19 protein-coding genes are annotated in these 18,107 nt (G+C 47.3%); 13 read left to right on the top strand and 6 right to left on the bottom strand.

Translation table 11 applies throughout. From position 1 onward, the window contains the following. Complete coding sequence (locus ABEQ74_RS20330; protein WP_430123952.1) at positions 1–738, bottom strand: MBL fold metallo-hydrolase; 738 nt, start codon at positions 736–738, stop codon at positions 1–3. A gap of 236 nt (positions 739–974) precedes the next feature. Between ABEQ74_RS20330 and ABEQ74_RS20325 the strand changes: the two genes are divergently transcribed. After that, positions 975–1,526 carry a copper amine oxidase gene (locus ABEQ74_RS20325; RefSeq protein WP_053489009.1) on the top strand — a complete coding sequence of 184 codons (552 nt, stop codon included), beginning with the start codon at positions 975–977 and terminating at the stop codon, positions 1,524–1,526. A gap of 91 nt (positions 1,527–1,617) precedes the next feature. Then, a complete protein-coding gene (locus ABEQ74_RS20320) occupies positions 1,618–1,941 on the top strand; it encodes a DUF1292 domain-containing protein (RefSeq protein ID WP_009589641.1) in 324 nt (107 codons plus the stop codon). 65 nt (positions 1,942–2,006) lie between these two features. Here the strand turns inward: ABEQ74_RS20320 and ABEQ74_RS20315 are convergent, their stop codons facing one another. Together ABEQ74_RS20315 and ABEQ74_RS20310 are read right to left on the bottom strand one after the other, a co-directional pair. After that, complete coding sequence (locus ABEQ74_RS20315) at positions 2,007–3,482, bottom strand: aminotransferase class I/II-fold pyridoxal phosphate-dependent enzyme (protein ID WP_430124248.1); 1,476 nt, start codon at positions 3,480–3,482, stop codon at positions 2,007–2,009. A gap of 259 nt (positions 3,483–3,741) precedes the next feature. Beyond that, positions 3,742–4,365 (bottom strand): DUF1054 domain-containing protein, encoded by a 624-nt coding sequence (locus ABEQ74_RS20310; RefSeq protein WP_430123951.1) that lies wholly within the window; start codon positions 4,363–4,365, stop codon positions 3,742–3,744. Between the two features lie 260 nt (positions 4,366–4,625). Here ABEQ74_RS20310 and ABEQ74_RS20305 point away from each other — a divergent pair, with 260 nt between their 5' ends. Both ABEQ74_RS20305 and gndA read left to right on the top strand, forming a co-directional pair. Next, a complete protein-coding gene (locus tag ABEQ74_RS20305; RefSeq protein WP_430123950.1) occupies positions 4,626–5,222 on the top strand; it encodes a hypothetical protein in 597 nt (198 codons plus the stop codon). A gap of 205 nt (positions 5,223–5,427) precedes the next feature. Beyond that, positions 5,428–6,837 carry an NADP-dependent phosphogluconate dehydrogenase gene (gene gndA / locus ABEQ74_RS20300; protein ID WP_430123948.1) on the top strand — a complete coding sequence of 470 codons (1,410 nt, stop codon included), beginning with the start codon at positions 5,428–5,430 and terminating at the stop codon, positions 6,835–6,837. Between the two features lie 95 nt (positions 6,838–6,932). Here the strand turns inward: gndA and ABEQ74_RS20295 are convergent, their stop codons facing one another. Continuing rightward, a complete protein-coding gene (locus ABEQ74_RS20295) occupies positions 6,933–7,316 on the bottom strand; it encodes a hypothetical protein (RefSeq protein WP_430123947.1) in 384 nt (127 codons plus the stop codon). A gap of 207 nt (positions 7,317–7,523) precedes the next feature. On the opposite strand from ABEQ74_RS20295, the gene ABEQ74_RS20290 reads away from it, so the two are divergent. Continuing rightward, positions 7,524–8,036, top strand: a complete 513-nt coding sequence (locus tag ABEQ74_RS20290; protein ID WP_430123945.1) for a shikimate kinase — start codon at positions 7,524–7,526, stop codon at positions 8,034–8,036. Positions 8,037–8,189: 153 nt separating this feature from the next. Here ABEQ74_RS20290 and ABEQ74_RS20285 read toward each other — a convergent pair whose 3' ends face one another. Next, positions 8,190–8,498: a rhodanese-like domain-containing protein gene (locus ABEQ74_RS20285; protein ID WP_430123944.1), complete on the bottom strand. Its 309-nt coding sequence runs from the start codon at positions 8,496–8,498 to the stop codon at positions 8,190–8,192. A 170-nt stretch (positions 8,499–8,668) separates the two neighbouring features. Between ABEQ74_RS20285 and aroA the strand changes: the two genes are divergently transcribed. The 4 genes from aroA to ptsP all read left to right on the top strand — a co-directional run bounded on the left by aroA (position 8,669) and on the right by ptsP (position 14,272). Further along, positions 8,669–9,961 (top strand): 3-phosphoshikimate 1-carboxyvinyltransferase, encoded by a 1,293-nt coding sequence (gene aroA / locus ABEQ74_RS20280; RefSeq protein ID WP_430123943.1) that lies wholly within the window; start codon positions 8,669–8,671, stop codon positions 9,959–9,961. 51 nt (positions 9,962–10,012) lie between these two features. After that, a complete protein-coding gene (locus ABEQ74_RS20275; protein WP_430123941.1) occupies positions 10,013–10,435 on the top strand; it encodes a CoA-binding protein in 423 nt (140 codons plus the stop codon). Positions 10,436–10,625: 190 nt separating this feature from the next. Beyond that, a complete protein-coding gene (locus ABEQ74_RS20270) occupies positions 10,626–12,509 on the top strand; it encodes a glucose PTS transporter subunit IIA (RefSeq protein ID WP_430123940.1) in 1,884 nt (627 codons plus the stop codon). Then, complete coding sequence (gene ptsP, locus ABEQ74_RS20265; protein WP_430123939.1) at positions 12,506–14,272, top strand: phosphoenolpyruvate--protein phosphotransferase; 1,767 nt, start codon at positions 12,506–12,508, stop codon at positions 14,270–14,272. The genes ABEQ74_RS20270 and ptsP overlap by 4 nt, the downstream gene beginning before the upstream one ends. A gap of 148 nt (positions 14,273–14,420) precedes the next feature. Here ptsP and ABEQ74_RS20260 read toward each other — a convergent pair whose 3' ends face one another. Next, entirely contained in the window at positions 14,421–14,948 is a 528-nt protein-coding gene (locus tag ABEQ74_RS20260; protein WP_430123938.1) for a type 1 glutamine amidotransferase domain-containing protein, read from the bottom strand. 251 nt (positions 14,949–15,199) lie between these two features. Here ABEQ74_RS20260 and ABEQ74_RS20255 point away from each other — a divergent pair, with 251 nt between their 5' ends. The 4 genes from ABEQ74_RS20255 to ABEQ74_RS20240 all read left to right on the top strand — a co-directional run bounded on the left by ABEQ74_RS20255 (position 15,200) and on the right by ABEQ74_RS20240 (position 18,025). Further along, positions 15,200–15,655 carry a hypothetical protein gene (locus tag ABEQ74_RS20255; protein WP_430123936.1) on the top strand — a complete coding sequence of 152 codons (456 nt, stop codon included), beginning with the start codon at positions 15,200–15,202 and terminating at the stop codon, positions 15,653–15,655. Between the two features lie 102 nt (positions 15,656–15,757). Continuing rightward, entirely contained in the window at positions 15,758–16,105 is a 348-nt protein-coding gene (gene ytxJ / locus ABEQ74_RS20250) for a bacillithiol system redox-active protein YtxJ (RefSeq protein WP_430123935.1), read from the top strand. 93 nt (positions 16,106–16,198) lie between these two features. Beyond that, positions 16,199–17,209, top strand: a complete 1,011-nt coding sequence (gene ccpA / locus ABEQ74_RS20245) for a catabolite control protein A (protein ID WP_430123934.1) — start codon at positions 16,199–16,201, stop codon at positions 17,207–17,209. Between the two features lie 114 nt (positions 17,210–17,323). Beyond that, entirely contained in the window at positions 17,324–18,025 is a 702-nt protein-coding gene (locus tag ABEQ74_RS20240) for a 5'-methylthioadenosine/adenosylhomocysteine nucleosidase (RefSeq protein ID WP_430123933.1), read from the top strand. The last annotated feature ends 82 nt before the right edge of the window (positions 18,026–18,107 follow it).

The raw sequence follows: 18,107 nt of genomic DNA, 5'->3' as shown, positions 1-18,107 counted from the left end.
TTACAATTCGTAGACCCGCTGCTGCTCTACAAACTCCATGATCCCGGTCTTGCCAATGAATGCCTCCACGTCATCGCTGTAATGCATGAGGTAGGTACGCTCTTGAATGTTCTCAGGCAGACTGAGCAATTCATCAAGGGTGGTATGAACCTCGCCGGGTCCTTGCAGCTGGCATTCGTGCAGTATGACCTCGCAATCCCGCTCATTAACCAATTCATTGAGCAGTTGAGGATCGAATACCATATCAGCACTGTAAAAAATCCGATCATTCAAATAGAGCGAATAGCTGTCCTTGCCGGGTATATGCTGCGTCGGAATCAGTTCTACCGAGATTCCTGGTGAGATATCAGTTTTTAAACCCGGCTTAAGAGGATGGACATCAAATACATCCTGAAGGGAGGAGATCTGTCCTTGCTGATATAATCCACCCTTCAGTGTGTGCTCCCATATCGGTTCCACTAAAGCTTCAGCAATGTAGAGAGGAAGTTTACGATTAAACTTCATTTTCATCATGAAGGCCAGCTCTTCCATGCCGCCGACATGGTCCGCATGAATATGCGTAATGAGCAGGGCATCTACATCGTTAAAGGTCTTATCCAGCTGATGAAGTGCCATGGGAGCGGTGACGCCGCAATCGATAAGAAGCGTGAAATTATCGTCGTGGATCAGTGCGTTGTTGTTATAGTAGTTCTTGGCAAACGCACTACCAGTGCCAAGCATTTGCAGTTTCAGTGTCAATGTTGAAACCTCCTGATGAATGATGTATAGGCCAGTAGCTAATGTATATCTTATCGAACTTTGAATATTTTTACACGGAATCTGTAGTGAATTAATCATTATTATGTAATAAAAGTTATGGACGAGCTTATAAGGGAAAAATTTTACCACAAAGTGCAAAATTGTCCGCAACTTGTTTTTTGACATGTAGTATACACATATAACAACAAGATGAGCCAATGGAGGGAAATTATAATATGAAGTGGAAAAAAGTGATGGCATGTATGCTAGTGCTTTCGTTAATGGGTGGCAGCACCCTATTATTTGCTGATTCCGTCAATGAACGTGTCCGTGTCTGGATGAACGGTCATGAATTGAAGGATGGGGGATACTTAATTGATGGCAAGACCTATGTGCCGGTTCGGGAGTTTGATGGGGCTGTAGATTGGAATTCGAGCAATGGACAAGTTCAGGTGATTAAACCGAATGTGCATATTTTCCTCTTTAAGGGAGATACTGTATTCGGGAATGTGAACAAAGGCAAACTGAAATTCAATGTTTTTAGCCAGGTAGACAGCTTGAACAATGATATTCATGCCGTAAAAGTTGCAATCGAAGATCCTGCAGGCAATGTTAAGGATATTCAATCCCAGGAAGTGAAGGACCGCAAAGATAATTTCTGGTTCCGCACCTACGATTTCACCTATGACTTTAAAACGACAGGCAAATACTCGGTTGGTTTTTATGTGAAAGTCAAACCGGAAGACGGGTTTGTCAAAGTTGCAGAGAAAGTAATCACTGCGCTTTGACTCATGGAGTACCATGGAAAAATTGACCTGAATAAGCGATCCGTGATACGATACGAACGTATGATAATTTAACCGAAGTGAGGTTTTTTCAATGAGCGAACACAAACATGAACACGGAGATGCTTGCGGCTGCGGTCATGATCATGACCACGACCATGAACATGAAGAGTTTGTGCTGACATTGACGGATGAAGAAGGAAAAGAAGTAGAGATGGTTCTTGTGGAGACATTTGATGTCGGCGAGAAACTTTACGCGCTTTTGCTTGAACGCGAGAATCCGGAAGCGGACGGCGTCATTCTACGTATGGAAGAAGAGAACGAGGAAATGGTTCTTTACAATATTGAGGACGAAGACGAATGGAATGAAGTAGAGGCGGTTTATAACGAACTGGTCGCTGCTGCAAACCAGGAATAAGACTTTTTCCCAATGAAAACCCCGGTGCGAATCATTCGCACCGGGGTTTTTGTTTTTGTGAAGAATTAGAATATTGGATCGGTTTCTACGATGACCTTCACATTCTGAATGCTCCGATCCTCCGGACCCTTGACAGGAAGACCTACATCAACATGATCGATAATGTAATCGATGTTTTCCTGGGAAATAACTTCACCCGGAAGCAAGATCGGTATTCCTGGCGGATATACGTAGATGAATTCGGCAATAATTCGCCCTGCGGATTCCTTGAATGGCACTACCTCAGTATCTCCGTAAAACGCATCACGGGGAATTAACGAAAGTTGAGGGATTTCTGGTGTTTTCACAACCAGCTCGTTAATTTCATTAACATGCATGTACTGATCTGAAAGCTCGCGGAGGGCCGTAAGCAAAATATCGATCGTCCCCTGATCGTCTCCCGGCGTAATCAGGCACAAGATATTGTACATATCGCTGAGTTCCACTTCGATATTGTAATGTTCGCGAAGCCAGTTCTCGGTTTCATATCCCGTAATGCCGAGATGACGGACATGAATGGTCAATTTGGTCGGATCATAGGAGTAGGTTGCTTCACCGCCTAATATCTCCTCACCAAAGCTGTACAAGCCTTCTATTTTATTGACTTCCTGACGTGCGTATTGCGCCAGCTTGATGGTCTTTGCAGCCATCTCTCGTCCATGTAGTGCCAAGTTTCGGCGCGAAGTATCGAGTGAAGCGAGCAATATATAGGAAGTGGATGTCGTTGTCAGCATACTGATGATAGTCTGCACGCGGTATGGATTAACGTATCCATTCTTGGTATTCACGTTCAGCACGGAGCTTTGGGTCAGTGAGCCGCCGAGTTTATGAACGCTGGTCGCGGCCATATCCGCACCGGCTTCCATCGCGGACATTGGAAGGTCCTCATGAAAATGGATCAATACCCCGTGCGCTTCATCAACGAGGACAGGAACATTGTAGCTGTGAGCCAGATCTACGATTTCCTTCAGATTGGCACTGACTCCGAAATAGGTCGGGTTGATGACTAACACGGCTTTTGCATCCGGATGGCGCTTCAAGGCCTTGCGTACAGAACTGATGGTGATCCCATGGTCGATTCCTACATTGGAATCCTGGGCTGGGGATACGAATACTGGCTTGGCACCTGTAAAAATGATAGCCGAAAGCACGGATTTATGAACATTACGAGGTACGATGATTTTATCGCCTGGAGAGCATACCGACATAATCATCGTCATAATCGCTCCGCTTGTCCCTTGGACGCTGAAGTACGTATGGTCTGCACCGAAAGCATCGGCAGCCAGCTTTTGAGCTTCTTCAATGACACCTGTAGGCTGATGCAGGTCATCGAGCGGCGCGATATTAATTAAATCTATGGAAAGGGCGTTATCCCCGATAAATTCCCGAAATTCGGCATCGGTACCGTGGCCCTTCTTATGTCCCGGAATGTGAAATTGCACGGGGTTTTTGGCCGCATGGTTTTTAAGAGCGGTGAAGAGCGGTGTACGACTGTGGTCCATGGATGTTGTCACAACCTTTCCTTATCTTATGTTCGTATGATTTGTTGATATCTGTTTTTATATAAACAAAATTGAGTATAGCAAAATGAGGGGGGAATGCAAGGAGATTGTACGGCTTTTTTTCGCTTTGCCCAGCAGGGCATCAAACCTTCGTTTCCATGGAGATAGAAGATGCAGCATTTATCGTTCCTTCATTAGACTATCACCCACAAAAAAAGAGCTGCACCCGCAGCCCTTCGTACTAACATGTCACGCATATCTAAAATGCCATCTTATAAAGCGGCAGCAGCTTCTCGAACGTCTCTTGGACGGTGTGAATCAGCTCGTCTCCTGTTAACTTGACGGCTTCCTCTCGCGGTATGCGCAAACCGCACATGACTTCAGCTTTCTTAACCTGCTTCAGTTTTTCAATCAAACGCGCAAAATCCTGCTCGCTCATACTCTGATGAGTTGTACCCTCCGGATTCATATGATCCATGGACCAATAAAAGTTGTTAGGCACAGCCTTCACGGTCATCTTCAGCTTGGCTTTCAAATGTTTAGCAAACACGGCCTTGTTGGGACTTTCATAAATAATAGCAAAAATGACAAAGAGATGCGTTCCAAACATGCCCACTTCAAAGTGAGGAAGTGCCTTGTAGCCGCGTTTGTTGGCAGCCCAAGCGACCCACGTGTCGATGGGAGGATTAACGGTCCGTCTTGCATGCTTCGCCACATGCACAAACATCTCCTCTCCAACCAGTGCGGATATATAAGGTGCCAGCTCGGCACCAAGCATCTCTAGCTTGGGTCTTACACGTTCTATGAGAACCTCCATACGGGCCTCAAGCCCGGGTACAGAGAACACATCGAAATCTTGATCTGTAAATGCATGAACCGTCATGGATGCGGTGGCCTCCTATTGAGTATGGTCTTTTTCAACCAGCGTTTTGAATTAACTCATTATACCATAAGGCAGGTGCCAGCATGCATGAGCCGGAAAAGCTTCACCGTATTTTCATCAGGGGGAAAAATAGTCAATAAACCAAGTTACCGTTACATAAGATGGAGTATAAGATATAGATAAGACAACATTAAAAGCAGCCATGGGGGAATTCTTCACCGTCTTTTAATGATCGGTAGTAAACCGGAGGAGGGAGTGCCGTGAATAAGAGCGAGGAAGTGGAGTATTGCAACCTGGAGCTCCGGTTTGATCGCCGGCATATCCAGGACCTGATCAAGGAATTGATCCAAGAAGGATATTCTCTTTACTGGAGTGAGAATGATACGCAGTTTGTCATTTCAATCCGAACAGGGCGTAAGCTCGTAAAACTGCGGTTCCAACGTACAGGGAGTGGTTTTAAGCTGGTTGGCGATTATATGATTCGTGATCCCAAGCTTTCCGAATGGATGGAGAAATTAATTGAGAATACCCGTGGCCACGCTGTCGTCAAACGGTTCAAGGACAGGCAAATTCTGATCGAGAGCATTTTGTTCGGTGAGGTGATTAGGCTCGTGGAGATATCCGGTTATCGGCAGAGGGTCCTGTTTCAGAAGGGAACGCCGATGACCGAGCAGGAAATGCTTAGATTGTTTGAGTCAGATGAGGGAGAACAGCGGCTACTGTTGTGCAGACTGGAAACTGACGATGAGCTTGAGAGACTTCACGAAGCACTGCTGGCGGGGGATGAGGAGCGAGTCGCAGCTTGTAAGCAACGACTACGGGAGCTTTCTTTGGAGCTGCTGAGGCTGGAGTGGTAGAACATAACTCAAAAAAGATACAAGTTTAGAGCACGACAACACTCCGAAAAACGATAGGGGTGTTTTCGCGCGTGTTCTGATTTTGTGACAGGGGTTCACTTGTCAAATGAAAAACGTTAATATAATATTATTGCAAATCATCTCGGATAGGGATGTGCTGGTTAGACATATTAAAAATATATTGGAGAAAAGGATGGAGAACCAGATGTCAAAACAACAAATCGGCGTCATCGGCCTTGCTGTAATGGGTAAAAACCTGGCCCTGAACATTGAAAGCAAAGGTTTCACCGTTTCCGTATATAACCGCTCTCCGCAAAAAACGGAAGATATGCTGAAGGAAACCGAAGGCAAGCAAGTAAAAGGAACGTTCTCAATCGAGGAATTCGTAGATTCCCTAGAAACTCCTCGCAAGATCCTGATCATGGTACAAGCGGGACAAGCTACAGATGCTACGATTGAACAGCTTATTCCACATTTGGATAAAGGCGATATTATTATCGATGGCGGTAACGCTTATTTCCCTGATACACAGCGCCGCAGTAAAGAACTGGCTGAGAAGGGCTTCAACTTCATCGGTGCAGGTGTTTCCGGCGGTGAAGAAGGCGCGCTGAAAGGCCCGTCCATCATGCCTGGCGGACAAGAGAGTGCCTACAAGCTGGTTGAACCTATTTTGACGGCTATCTCTGCCAAGATCAACGATGAGCCTTGCAGTACATACATCGGACCGGATGGTGCCGGCCATTATGTGAAAATGGTCCACAACGGTATCGAATATGGCGATATGCAGCTTATTTGTGAAGCGTACCAATTGCTGAAGGACGTGCTCGGCCTCGATGCGAAGGACCTGCATGGAATCTTCACGGAATGGAACAAAGGGGAGCTTGACAGCTACCTGATCGAAATTACGGCAGACATTTTCTCCAAATATGACGAAGAAACCGGCAAACCAATGGTTGACGTTATCTTGGATACAGCAGGCCAAAAAGGAACAGGCAAATGGACAAGCCAAAGCTCCCTGGACCTGGGTGTACCACTGTCCATGATTACCGAGTCCGTATTCTCCCGCTTCCTGTCTGCGATGAAAGAAGAACGCGTAGCAGCAAGCAAGATTCTGAACGGACCGAAAGCAACTGCATTTGACGGTGACAAAGCGGAATTCATCGAAAATGTACGTAAAGCGCTGTTTGCAAGTAAGATCGTATCTTACGCACAAGGTTTCGCACAGCTTCGCGTAGCTTCCGATGAATATGGCTGGGATCTGAAATACGGCAATCTTGCTAAAATCTGGCGCGGTGGCTGCATTATCCGTTCCCGTTTCCTGCAGAACATCACGGACGCTTATGAGAACAATCCAGAGCTGAAAAACCTGCTCCTCGATCCGTTCTTTACCGATATTATCGAAAATTACCAGGATGCATGGCGTAAAGTTGTCGCTTCCGCGGTATCGCTCGGCATTCCGGTGCCTGGTTTCTCCAGTGCACTTGCATACTACGACAGCTACCGTACGGCGAACTTGCCAGCGAACCTGCTGCAGGCTCAGCGCGACTATTTCGGAGCGCACACGTTTAAACGCGTGGATAAAGAAGGAACCTTCCACTTCAACTGGATGGAGTAATATTGCGTTTTTTACCGCAGCATGAATCTATTCTCCCTAGAATCGATTAATCTGCCAATTACCTGGCGGCATTAATGCCACCCTACCTGGATGGATTAACTCGGCTCCTTTGGGGTGGCATGATTTCCGTTCTCAAGGATTTGAGAGTCAATCGTGTGGTCTTGAATAGGCGAGAGGGCATCTTCTAGCTCGGGAAGTCCATACATGGCATCTAAGAGAGTGGTGCGAATATCAGCGTTCTTCGCATGGAAGTGATTTCCGCTACTGTGTAAGAGCAGCGCAGCTTCGCAATAGCTGCTGAAGTTTTTCAGTAATCGTGGCTTTGAAAGATCCAGCAATAATGGGTCTTTCAAAGCCACTTTTTTGTGGACATAATGAAGCACCCAGATAATATCTTCGCGGCATAAAGGGTAGGAAGGATCGGATATTCGGCGGATCCGACGGGCTGCGGATGAGAGGTTGGTAGAATAATTAGACATGGATTGGGTTCACTCCATTTCTTTGAATCTTGCACTCTTGCAATCAGTATATGATATTAGGGAACGAGATAGACTGGATCCGGTAGGGTCTTTTTTCTTCTTCACAGTTAAACCATTCCGGTATAAGGGTGCATTGTCGAAAGATTTGGGGCTGTGGTATGATATGGGGAACCTATACATATAAGCACAGCAAATGGGGTGTGGTACTTGGATAACCAGGATAGAAATATTATTCTGATCGGAATGATGGGAACGGGAAAGTCAACTGTCGGTCGTCTCATAGCAGAGGAGCTCGGTTACACGTTAATCGATCTGGATACCGAAATTGAGAGGTTGGAAGGTAAGACCATTCCCGAGATGTTTGAAACAGCCGGGGAGCTTTATTTCCGTGAGGCTGAATCCGCTGCATTAACCAGTGTTTTGCAACGAAGAGGAGTAGTTCTGGCCTCAGGCGGGGGCGCTGTCCTGCGTGCGGACAATTGTGAAGCGATGAAACGTGGAGGCTGGGTCGCTGCTCTCACCGCGGATGCTGCAAGTATCGTGGAGCGGGTACGTGGGGATGCCAATCGGCCGCTGCTGGCGGGTGACGTTGAAGAGAAGGTTCGACAGATTCTAGAGGAGCGAAAGGACAAGTATCTATTTGCCGATGTCATGGTAGATACCGTTGGTCGCTCTGCCGATGAAGTGGTGGCTCATATTTTAGCGCATTACCGCGGCTAAGATTACAAGTGACTTAATTGCACATGCTTGTTACTTACCGCAGTAAAGTTGTTAGTGAAATCGATGAGAATTTCAAGAAGTTCTTATGTGTTTATACCAAAACACCAAAAAAGGCGGGGATCATCATAATCCCGCACCTGCTTCTTGGCATGTCTATTCTTCATCGTCATGCCACTGCAGCATGCCGCCTTTCATGTTGATTACATTATCCAAACCTTGGTGAGCCAAAAATTCGCATACATGTTGACTGCGTCCACCGCTGCGACAGATGATGACAACCTCCTGATCACGCGGAATTTCATCTAGCCGATTCGGAATTTCGCCCATCGGAATGTGTTTGGCACCATTGATCATGCCAGCAGCGACCTCTTCATCCTCGCGGACGTCAATCATGTAGACTGTTTCGCCGTCTTGAAGCCGGCTTTTCAGCTCTGTCGTTTCCATTTGAGGGATCGGTTTCATTATATAGACCTCTTTTCTGAAATAGTAAGACTCATATCGGAACGATCTGAAGTTTTCAGTTCATATGCACTATGATAACCAAGCCGATAATTCCCTGTCAATTTATGCTTGGAATGCCGGCTTGGATCATCCCAATATATATATATCTATACGAAGGAGAGATACATACAATGGATGTTATCGTCAGGCCTACACCATCATTAAATGGAGAGATTGGAGCCCTGTCCTCCAAGAACTATACAACCCGCTACTTGCTGGTAGCTGCATTGGCAGAAGGAACAAGCACTATTTATTATCCTGCCCACAGCGAGGATAGCGACGCTATGAGACGCTGTATTATTGATCTGGGGGCGGTAATTGAAGAGGATGACGAGAAGGCGGTCATTACTGGTTTTGGCAAGTCGCCGCGGGATGTGAAGGAACTGAATGTGGGGAATGCAGGTGCCGTATTGCGTTTCTTGATGGGCGTTACAGCTTTGTCGAAAGAAGTTACCTTCATCAATGCTTATCCGGAATCTCTAGGCAAGCGCCCTCATGATGATCTTATAGACACGCTGGGTCAATTAGGTGTGGACGTGGAGCATAACGATGGCAGGCTGCCTATCACAATTCGCGGCGGCGAGCCGAAAGGTGGAAAGCTTACCGTATCAGGTGAAGTCAGCTCGCAGTACTTAAGTGCACTATTATTCTTAACTCCACTTCTTGCTGAAGACAGCGAAATCACCGTTACAGGCGATCTGAAGTCCAAAGTAGTAGTAGGGCAGACACTGGAGGTGTTGGAGCAGGCAGGGATTACAATTCATGCTGCAGACGATTATACATTCTTCCGTATTCCAGGTGGTCAATCCTACCAAGCGAAGACCTACACGGTTCAAGGCGATTATCCGGGCTCTGCCGCCGTTCTGGCAGCGGCTGCCGTTACACAATCGGATGTGACCATTCGCAATCTATCAGAGAACAGCAAGCAGGGAGAGCGCGCCATTATTGACGTTCTGCGCATGATGGAGGTTCCGCTTACGCACGAGAATGGCAATGTTCATGTGAAAGGCAACTCTACTCTGAAAGCGCTGGAATTCGATGGAGATGCAGCGACAGATGCGGTGCTTGCAATGGTGGCTGCAGCCGTGTTTGCAGAAGGCACTTCCAGGTTCTATAATGTCGAGAATCTTCGGTATAAGGAATGCGACCGGATTACGGATTATTTGACGGAGCTGCGAAAAGCAGGAGCTAACGTGGAAGAGCGCCAGGCTGAAATCATCGTTCACGGCCGTCCGGAAGGCGTCGAAGGTGGCGTAGAGATCAACGCCCATTATGATCACCGGGTTATCATGGCTTTGACCGTGGTCGGCCTGCGCGCACAGCAGCCGATTCGGATTAAAGACGCCCATCATGTGGCGAAGTCCTACCCGCAATATTTTGATCATATGAAAACGCTTGGGGCCCAGGTGGAATGGGTAAAATAATGGGGTAGACCAGCCGCTCATCGATAATGAAAGGAAAGGTGGTCATGAACCATGGCATTTGAAAATCCATCACGTGAAGAAATTGCTGATCTTTTACGTAACGCTGGCAACATCGCCGTTGTGGGTCTGTCTGACCGGCCGGATCGTACTTCCTATATGGTCTCGGCAGCGATGCAATCGCGCGGATACCGGATTATACCGGTGAATCCGGGAGCAACCGAAATACTCGGCGAGAAGTGTTATCCTTCTTTGAGGGATATACCGGAGCCGGTTGATATCGTCAACGTGTTTCGTCGTAGTGAATACTGTGCCGATGTGGCCCGGGAAGCGGCTGAGATTGGTGCCAAAGTGTTATGGCTGCAGCAGGGAATCATCAGTGAAGAGGCTGCAGACATCGCTAAGAATGCGGGCATGATTGCGATTATGGACCGCTGCATCAAAGTGGAGGATTCTATCGCGCTAGGCGGCCGCTAAGACAACATTTATGAATAGAAGGTAAAGCAAGTCTTACATGGAAAGCAGTGGGTTGCAGACTGGGCACGAATGGTCTGGTCTTCCCCACTGTTCATCGGTGAGGCTTGCTTTTCTATGTGGCGCATCCCCTTTTTCTTTTGACAAAAACCTACGCAGCGCGTACCATCAAGGATAGAAAGGAGGGCTCGCCTTGAATTGGTTGGGATCATTGCAACAGCTTGGCAGAGCAGTCATGCTCCCTACAATGGCGCTTCCTGCGGCGGCTCTCCTGCTTAGTGTAGGGAGTCTGCCGTGGTCGGCATGGGGGGTTGGAACCTTGGGCGAAATTGCCCAAGCAGCCGGGCACGGCGTGTTCTATTACATGCCCTATTTATTCGCCGTAGGTGTAGCATGGGGGCTCTCAAACCAGGGGGGGCCTGCAGGGCTTGCCGCTCTAGCGGGCATGTTCATCTATGACCAGGTGATCTCTCGTCTGGGAGACGGGAGCATTCAGCCCTCGACTTTAATAGGTATTGTGTTTGGGATCATGTCCGGTTATGTTTACAATCGGTTTAAACATATTAAACTGCCTGAGGCCATACAGTTTTTTGGAGGCTCCCGCTTCGTACTGTTATTTATGGGATTGTTCTCTACCCTGTTTGCATGGGTCATGCTGGGCATGGCTCCCCTTGTGCAGCGTGGATTGGATGCCTTCTATGAGCTGACTGTGCATATGGGAGCTTTCGGTTTGTTTCTATATGGCATTCTATATCGTGTACTTACGGCTTTCGGGCTGCATCATTTATTGAACAATATTTATTGGTTCCAGCTGGGATCGTACCAGACAGAGGATGGGACGATCGTCCAAGGGGACTTGCCGCGCTTTTTTGCGGGCGATCCGACAGCGGGCGACTTTATGGCGGGCTTGTTCCCGATTATGATGTTTGCCCTGCCGGCGATTGCGTTTGCCATTATTCAAGAAGCACGTGAAGATCTAAAGCCGAAAGTGAAAAAAACTTTCATGCGATCGGCTCTGGTCTGCTTCTTGACCGGGGTATCGGAGCAAATCGAATTTGCATTTTTATTTGCTTCTCCTTACCTGTACATTCTTCATGCGCTGATGGCCGGTTTTGCCATGGTGCTTACCTATGCTTTGAATATCCATCACGGCTTTTCGTACTCGGCCGGATTTATTGATTATGTACTGAATTTCCATTTGTCCCAAAACGCCTGGCTTATCATACCGATTGGCGTCGTGTATGGCCTCGTCTATTATTTTCTGTTCCGTTGGGCAATCCGCACCTTTGAAATTCCAACACCGGGCCGGGAAGAAGGATCAGCCTTGGAAGGCCGGGCCGGAGATATTCCTTATCAGGCTCCGCTTATTCTGGAGGCGCTTGGAGGCAAAGACAACATTGTTCAGGTGCAGTCCTGTATGACGCGTCTGCGACTGACTGTTTATAATGATCGCCAGATCGATTCGGATGCTCTGAAATTGCTGGGGTCCGCCGGCATTATCAAGCTGGGTGGAGGCAATGTTCAGGTGGTGTTCGGAACTTATTCCGAGCTCATTCGTGAAGAGATCAACAAGTTGATGCAACAGGATCTACCGCGAGTTCTATTCAGCGCGCCTGTCCAGGGACGCATGCTGCCGATTGATGAAGTGCCGGACGATATTTTTGCCGCCAAGCTTGTCGGCAATGGTGTCGCATTCATACCGGAAAAAGGAGAGCTAGTTTCGCCGGTGTATGGGACCGTGATGCATGTCTATCCGACAATGCATGCTATCGGAATTTCAACACCGGATGGACTTGAGGTTTTGATTCATATCGGGATTGATACTTCACAGCTGAAAGGACCGTTTACGGCTGTGGTAAGTGAAGGGGATACTGTGGAGCCGGGGCAATTGCTGGTCAAGTTTGATTTGGCGTATCTGAAGACACACGCCGCATCACTGGCAACGCCTATGGTAATCACGAATCCTGACAAAGTCAGATCCTGGAGCTATGCTCCGTTCAAGTCTGTTAAGAGAGGACAGTCATCTGTCATGTCCGTAGTATTAAATGAGAGTAATGCTGGGGGTAGAGAATCATGATACAAGGCATTGGCGCAGCAACAGGTGTAGCAATCGGTAAGGCTTTCGTACTGCCGCATTGGGAGCTGGATCTTCCAGATTCCGAAATGGATGCTGTCGATTTAGCCAAAGAGTTCGAGCGCTTATATGAAGGCATACGAACCTCCAAGAATGAAATTGAATATATCAAGAATGAATTCAAGGAAATGGTGGGACCCGAGGAGTCTCAGATCTTTGATGCGCACCTGGCCATACTGGAGGACCCTGTGTTCATGAACGAGATACAGGGGATTATCGAGCGTCAATACAAGGCTGCTGAAGTGGCAGTCAAGGAGGCGATCGATCATTTCGTCTCGATGTTTGATCTGCTGGATGACGAATATATGAAGGAGCGGGCACTGGATATCAAGGATGTCGGAAACCGGCTGCTCAAGCATCTTCTAGGTGCTCCTGAAGTAAAGCTCCCGGCTGATACCCAGCCCTATATATTGGTGGCGAAAGAGCTCTCTCCGTCTCAGCTGGTGCATCTCAACCCCTCCCATGTTCTTGGCATTGTGACGATGACTGGCGGCATTACCTCTCATTCAGCGATCATGGCTCGGGCGCTTGGCATACCTCTTGTATCAGGTATTGAGAACAAGCTGGAAGAGCCGATCCAGACTGGCGAGTATTTGGTTGTGGATGGGGACACAGGCTTGCTGTATGTGGAGCCTGACGCCATCATCTTGGAACAATACGAAGAAATCCGTGATCAACAGAGGAAGAAGAAGGAGCAGCTCCAGCTTCTGGCCATGGTGGATCCGGTTACGAAGGATGGAGTCTCCTTTAACCTGGCAGCGAATATGAGTTCTGTAAAAGAGCTGGATATTGCGCTGAAACATGGCGCCTTCGGAGTCGGCTTGTTCCGCACTGAATTTTTATATATGGATCGCCACAGCTTTCCGACTGAGGATGAGCAATTTGAGGTGTATAAGCTGGTTGCGGAGAACGTGGGTCAAGGCTCGGCAGTGATTCGCACTCTCGATATCGGCGGTGATAAACCGCTGGATTATCTCCCTCTCGCTGAAGAGGAGAACCCGTTCCTCGGCTATAGGGCGATCCGCATCTGTCTGGATAATGCGGAGCTGTTTCAAACCCAGCTGTCTGCCATTCTTAGGGCCAGCGTATACGGTAACGTAAAAATCATGTATCCAATGATATCCTCTGTTGAGGAGCTTAAACAGGCGAATGCGATATTACGGCAAGCCATGGAGGATTTGGACCAACGCGGTTTAGCCTACAACCCGGACATCAAGGTTGGCATTATGATTGAGGTGCCGGCTGCGGTGACGATCGCGGATTTGCTGGCAGAGGAAGCCGACTTTTTCAGCATCGGAACGAATGATCTCGTCCAGTATGTTCTGGCGGTGGACCGGATGAATGAGCAGATTGCACATATGTATCGTCCGTTTCATCCTGCTATCCTCCGCATGCTCCGTATGACGGTAGATGCTGCCCACAAGGCAGGTATTCCGGTCAGTGTCTGCGGTGAATTGGCTGGGGACGAACGGGCGATTCCAATCTGGCTGGAGCTCGGTATTAGAAGTCTAAGCATGTCACCGCAATCCTTGCTTCGTGTGAAGCATCGTATTCTGAACACGAATGCAGCGGATGCGAAGGCAGAGGCTGCGGCTTGCTTCAAGTTAAGCACCGTGTCTGCGATCGAGGAACGGCTTAGCGCATTTTCCGAACGGGATAGCAGCAGTGCGAAAGAAGCCAAAGGCACGGATAGTACGGCCTCTTAAGGATAGGGGCGGGACCGATTCTTATTGCAGCTTTTTTTAAATGGACAAGCTATATATTTATCCGTAACATAAAAACAGCCGTCAACTTCTACTGGATGAGTTCCAGTTGATATTGACGGCTGTAACTTTTTAATTAAACTGCAGGAAACTAACGCTCCTGTGCCAATGCGTCACAAAAGGCTTTGCCATATGGGGGCAAATCCGGAGGACGGCGAGCGGAAATAATATGACCGTCGACAACGACGGCTTCATCCTTCCATATAGAGCCTGCATTTTCCATATCATCCCGAATTCCAGGCGTCGATGTTACCGTCCGTCCATCCAGAATTTTAGCTGATATTAGCACCCAGCCGGCATGGCAGATCTGGCCAATCGGCTTTTTGTCCTCGTTCATTTCCCTGACCAGTTCAAGCACTTTATCATAACGGCGAAGCTTGTCAGGCGCCCATCCACCGGGCACAAGAATGCCATCATAGTCCTTGCTGTTCAGCTCGTCAAAAGCATACTCGGCCTGAGCTGGAACACCATATTTGCCGATATATGTTTTTCCTTTTTCAAGTCCGGCCAGATGAACCACCGCTCCTTCCTCCCGAACCCGATAAACCGGATACCATAACTCCAAATCTTCAAATTCTTCATCTACCAGCGCTATCACTTTTTTTCCTGACAATCTCATATATAGATCTTCTCCTTTCATCATCTGTACTGGATATCCATAACATGATGCAGATCCCTCTTCAAACCATCTTCATTGTAGCAAATACAGAAGAGAGTTTCATGGAAGGGGAAAATAAACAACATTTGGATACAGAATTGGTAAATAAAGCATTATCACAAATAAGGAGGATTCTTTGGTATGATAGTCGAATAGAACTACTTTAATGGCGGAATTGTGACAAGAGAATTAGATTATGTATTAGATTTGGGGTGGGCAATTTGTTCAAAACCTGCGACTGTGGACAGATGATGAAGTTGGAATTAAGAAAGTTGATTCATGAAAGAAAGACAAGAATATGCCATGTTCCTGTTTATGCCTGTCAGGCTTGCAAGAAGTATGAGCTTCTGCCTCTAATTAAATCGGAATTACTTAGCTATCTATCATCGCCTGGCCAGGAGTCCAGAAGAACACGAGTCTCTTTTGCCGATATCAATGAATCTGCTTATGTTCTTCGAGAAGCATTTCGTACATACGAGGGAGACTCGGTGGCAGAACTGCAGGCTCGCTGCATGGAAGTCTTTGACGAGCGGGTTAATATGCTGCTGGATCTGTTTTCTTATGCTCAGAATCTGGGCGATGACGACTGGATGCGACAAATTGAGGGAAGACTTGAGCAGTTGAGCAGCATCAAATCGCTAATCCCTGTAAACACCGGCAATTATTAAAGGTGATTTTCAGAAATTTTTCACGAGTGTTGTTGGATTTTTCACGAACTTTTTGTTAGGATAGAAGATAGGAACTTCAATACATGAAGGGATGTATATCCTATGGCGACGTTGACGAAAATGAATACTATAGAAGAACTGCACAGCATGCTTGAATCATCGGAGTTGACGCCATTGCTATTGTTCAAACATAGTACCAGATGCCCAATTAGTACGGGAGCTTACAAGGAAGTGCAAGCTTATCTTCAAAACGACCCAAATGAGCAGGTTCAATATGTACTGATTGATGTCATAGCGGACCGCCAAGTGTCGAATCAAGCTGCAGAAACTTTGAGCATAAAGCATGAATCGCCACAAGTTATTCTTGTAAAAGCAGGAGCGCCAGTCTGGCATACATCCCATTCTCATATTACGGCTGAAGCGCTGAAGACTCAACTGGCCGGCATATAAAGCCGTGTCGTTGCACAAAGCAGTAATTTGTCGTATCATAATTTCAATTGGTATTGAACGAATGAAAATCTATTGGCAATGGAGAGAAGGAATTTGACGGTAACCATTTACGATGTTGCGCGCGAAGCAGGCGTTTCCATGGCGACGGTATCACGGGTTGTCAACAATAACCCGAACGTTAAGCCTCAGACCCGGAAAAAAGTATACGAAGCGATTGAACGTTTAGGGTATCGTCCGAATGCGGTAGCCAGAGGTCTGGCCAGCAAGAAGACCACAACCGTCGGCGTTGTGATCCCGGACATTTCGAACTCGATTTTTGCGGAAATTGCCCGCGGTATCGAGGATATTGCTAACATGTACCATTATAATATAATTCTATGTAATGCCGACAAACGGAAGGAAAAAGAGATCCGTGTCATCAACACCTTGCTCGAGAAGCAAGTGGACGGGCTCTTGTTCATGGGTGGAACGGTGACGGATGAGCATATCCAAGCGTTCCAGACATCGGCTGTACCGATTGTCCTCTGTGCAACCAGTGATGAGAGAGGTTCTTATCCTTCCGTTGATATTGATCATGAACAGGCTGCATTTGATGCGGTAAATACACTGATCAGACACGGACATCGCGAGATTGCCATGATCAGCGGTACGCTTCAGGATCCAGCCAACGGTTATGCACGTTTCCAAGGCTACAAGAAAGCACTGGAGGCTGCTGGCATTGAATATCAAGAAGACTTGGTGCGGATCGGTAATTATCGCTATGAGTCTGGTGTTGAAGCAATGAAATATTTCCTTGGACTCAAGAAGAAACCAACGGCTATTTTTGCTGCTACGGATGAGATGGCGATTGGGGCCATACATAGTATTCAGGATGAAGGCTATAAAGTACCTGATGACTTCTCTATCATTAGCGTAGACAATATCCGGATGGCTTCGATGGTTCGTCCACAGCTGACGACCGTTGCTCAGCCGATGTATGATCTGGGTGCTGTAGCCATGCGTCTGCTTACCAAGCTGATGAAGAAGGAGAATGTGGATAATCCTCGTGTGATTCTGCCGCATGAAACGATTCTTCGGCTGTCGGTTAGCCATGTGAACGAGTAGAAGGTCATGATAAGCTTGTTCATTACCACCCTTTTATTGGAAAAAGCTCCTGAGATGTGAGGGGCTTTTTTCTGCTTGGTAATCTTTTAACTGTGAAAAATGGAGGGCGTTGCTATGACAGCACAAGTTATCGGCCTTATCGGGGCCATGGACGAAGAGGTGGAGTTATTATTAGCTCAGCTGGAAAATAAAGAAACGACAGTTAAAGCTGGAGTCACTTATGCCTCCGGAACGATTCATGGCAAGCGGGTTGTTGTTTGCAAAAGCGGGGTAGGCAAGGTTAATGCGGCGGTGACCACGCAAATTCTTATTGATACTTTTGGAGTTTCAAAAGTATTGTTTACGGGCGTTGCAGGTGCGCTGCACCCTGAGCTGAACATTGGCGATATCGTCATCTCTTCCTCATGCATGCAGCATGATATGGACGTGACACCGCTAGGCTTTGCGCGTGGGATGATTCCGTATCAGGAAGTATCCGATTTTCCTGCAGATCCGCATTTGATAGAATTGGCAGAGGAGGCCTGTAAGGAACAGGCGGCGGGGCATTTTATCATCGGAAAGGTATTATCAGGAGATCAGTTTATTGCAAGCCGTGAGACCGTCCAAACACTCTATGAGGATCTAGGTGGGGCTTGTGCAGAGATGGAAGGCTCCGCAGTTGCCCAGGTATGTTATATGAACAGCGTACCTTATGTCGTGATCCGATCGATGTCGGATAAAGCCGACGGTTCTGCCCATGTTAATTTTCCCGAGTTTACTGTGAAAGCTTCAAAGCTATCACATGAAATTGTGAGTTATATGCTGGGTAAGCTCTAGTAAAATTTTGTGGATTTGGTAGGATGTATATGTATTTGTACACAACGGTTGTTTTCTTTTGATGGAACTAAACTAAATTGGA

Origin of the sequence: Paenibacillus solani (assembly GCF_050475945.1) — a bacterium.
GTDB classification, from domain to species: Bacteria; Bacillota; Bacilli; order Paenibacillales; family Paenibacillaceae; genus Paenibacillus_AQ; species Paenibacillus_AQ solani_A.
This window is presented reverse-complemented; position numbering and strand designations above follow the sequence as displayed.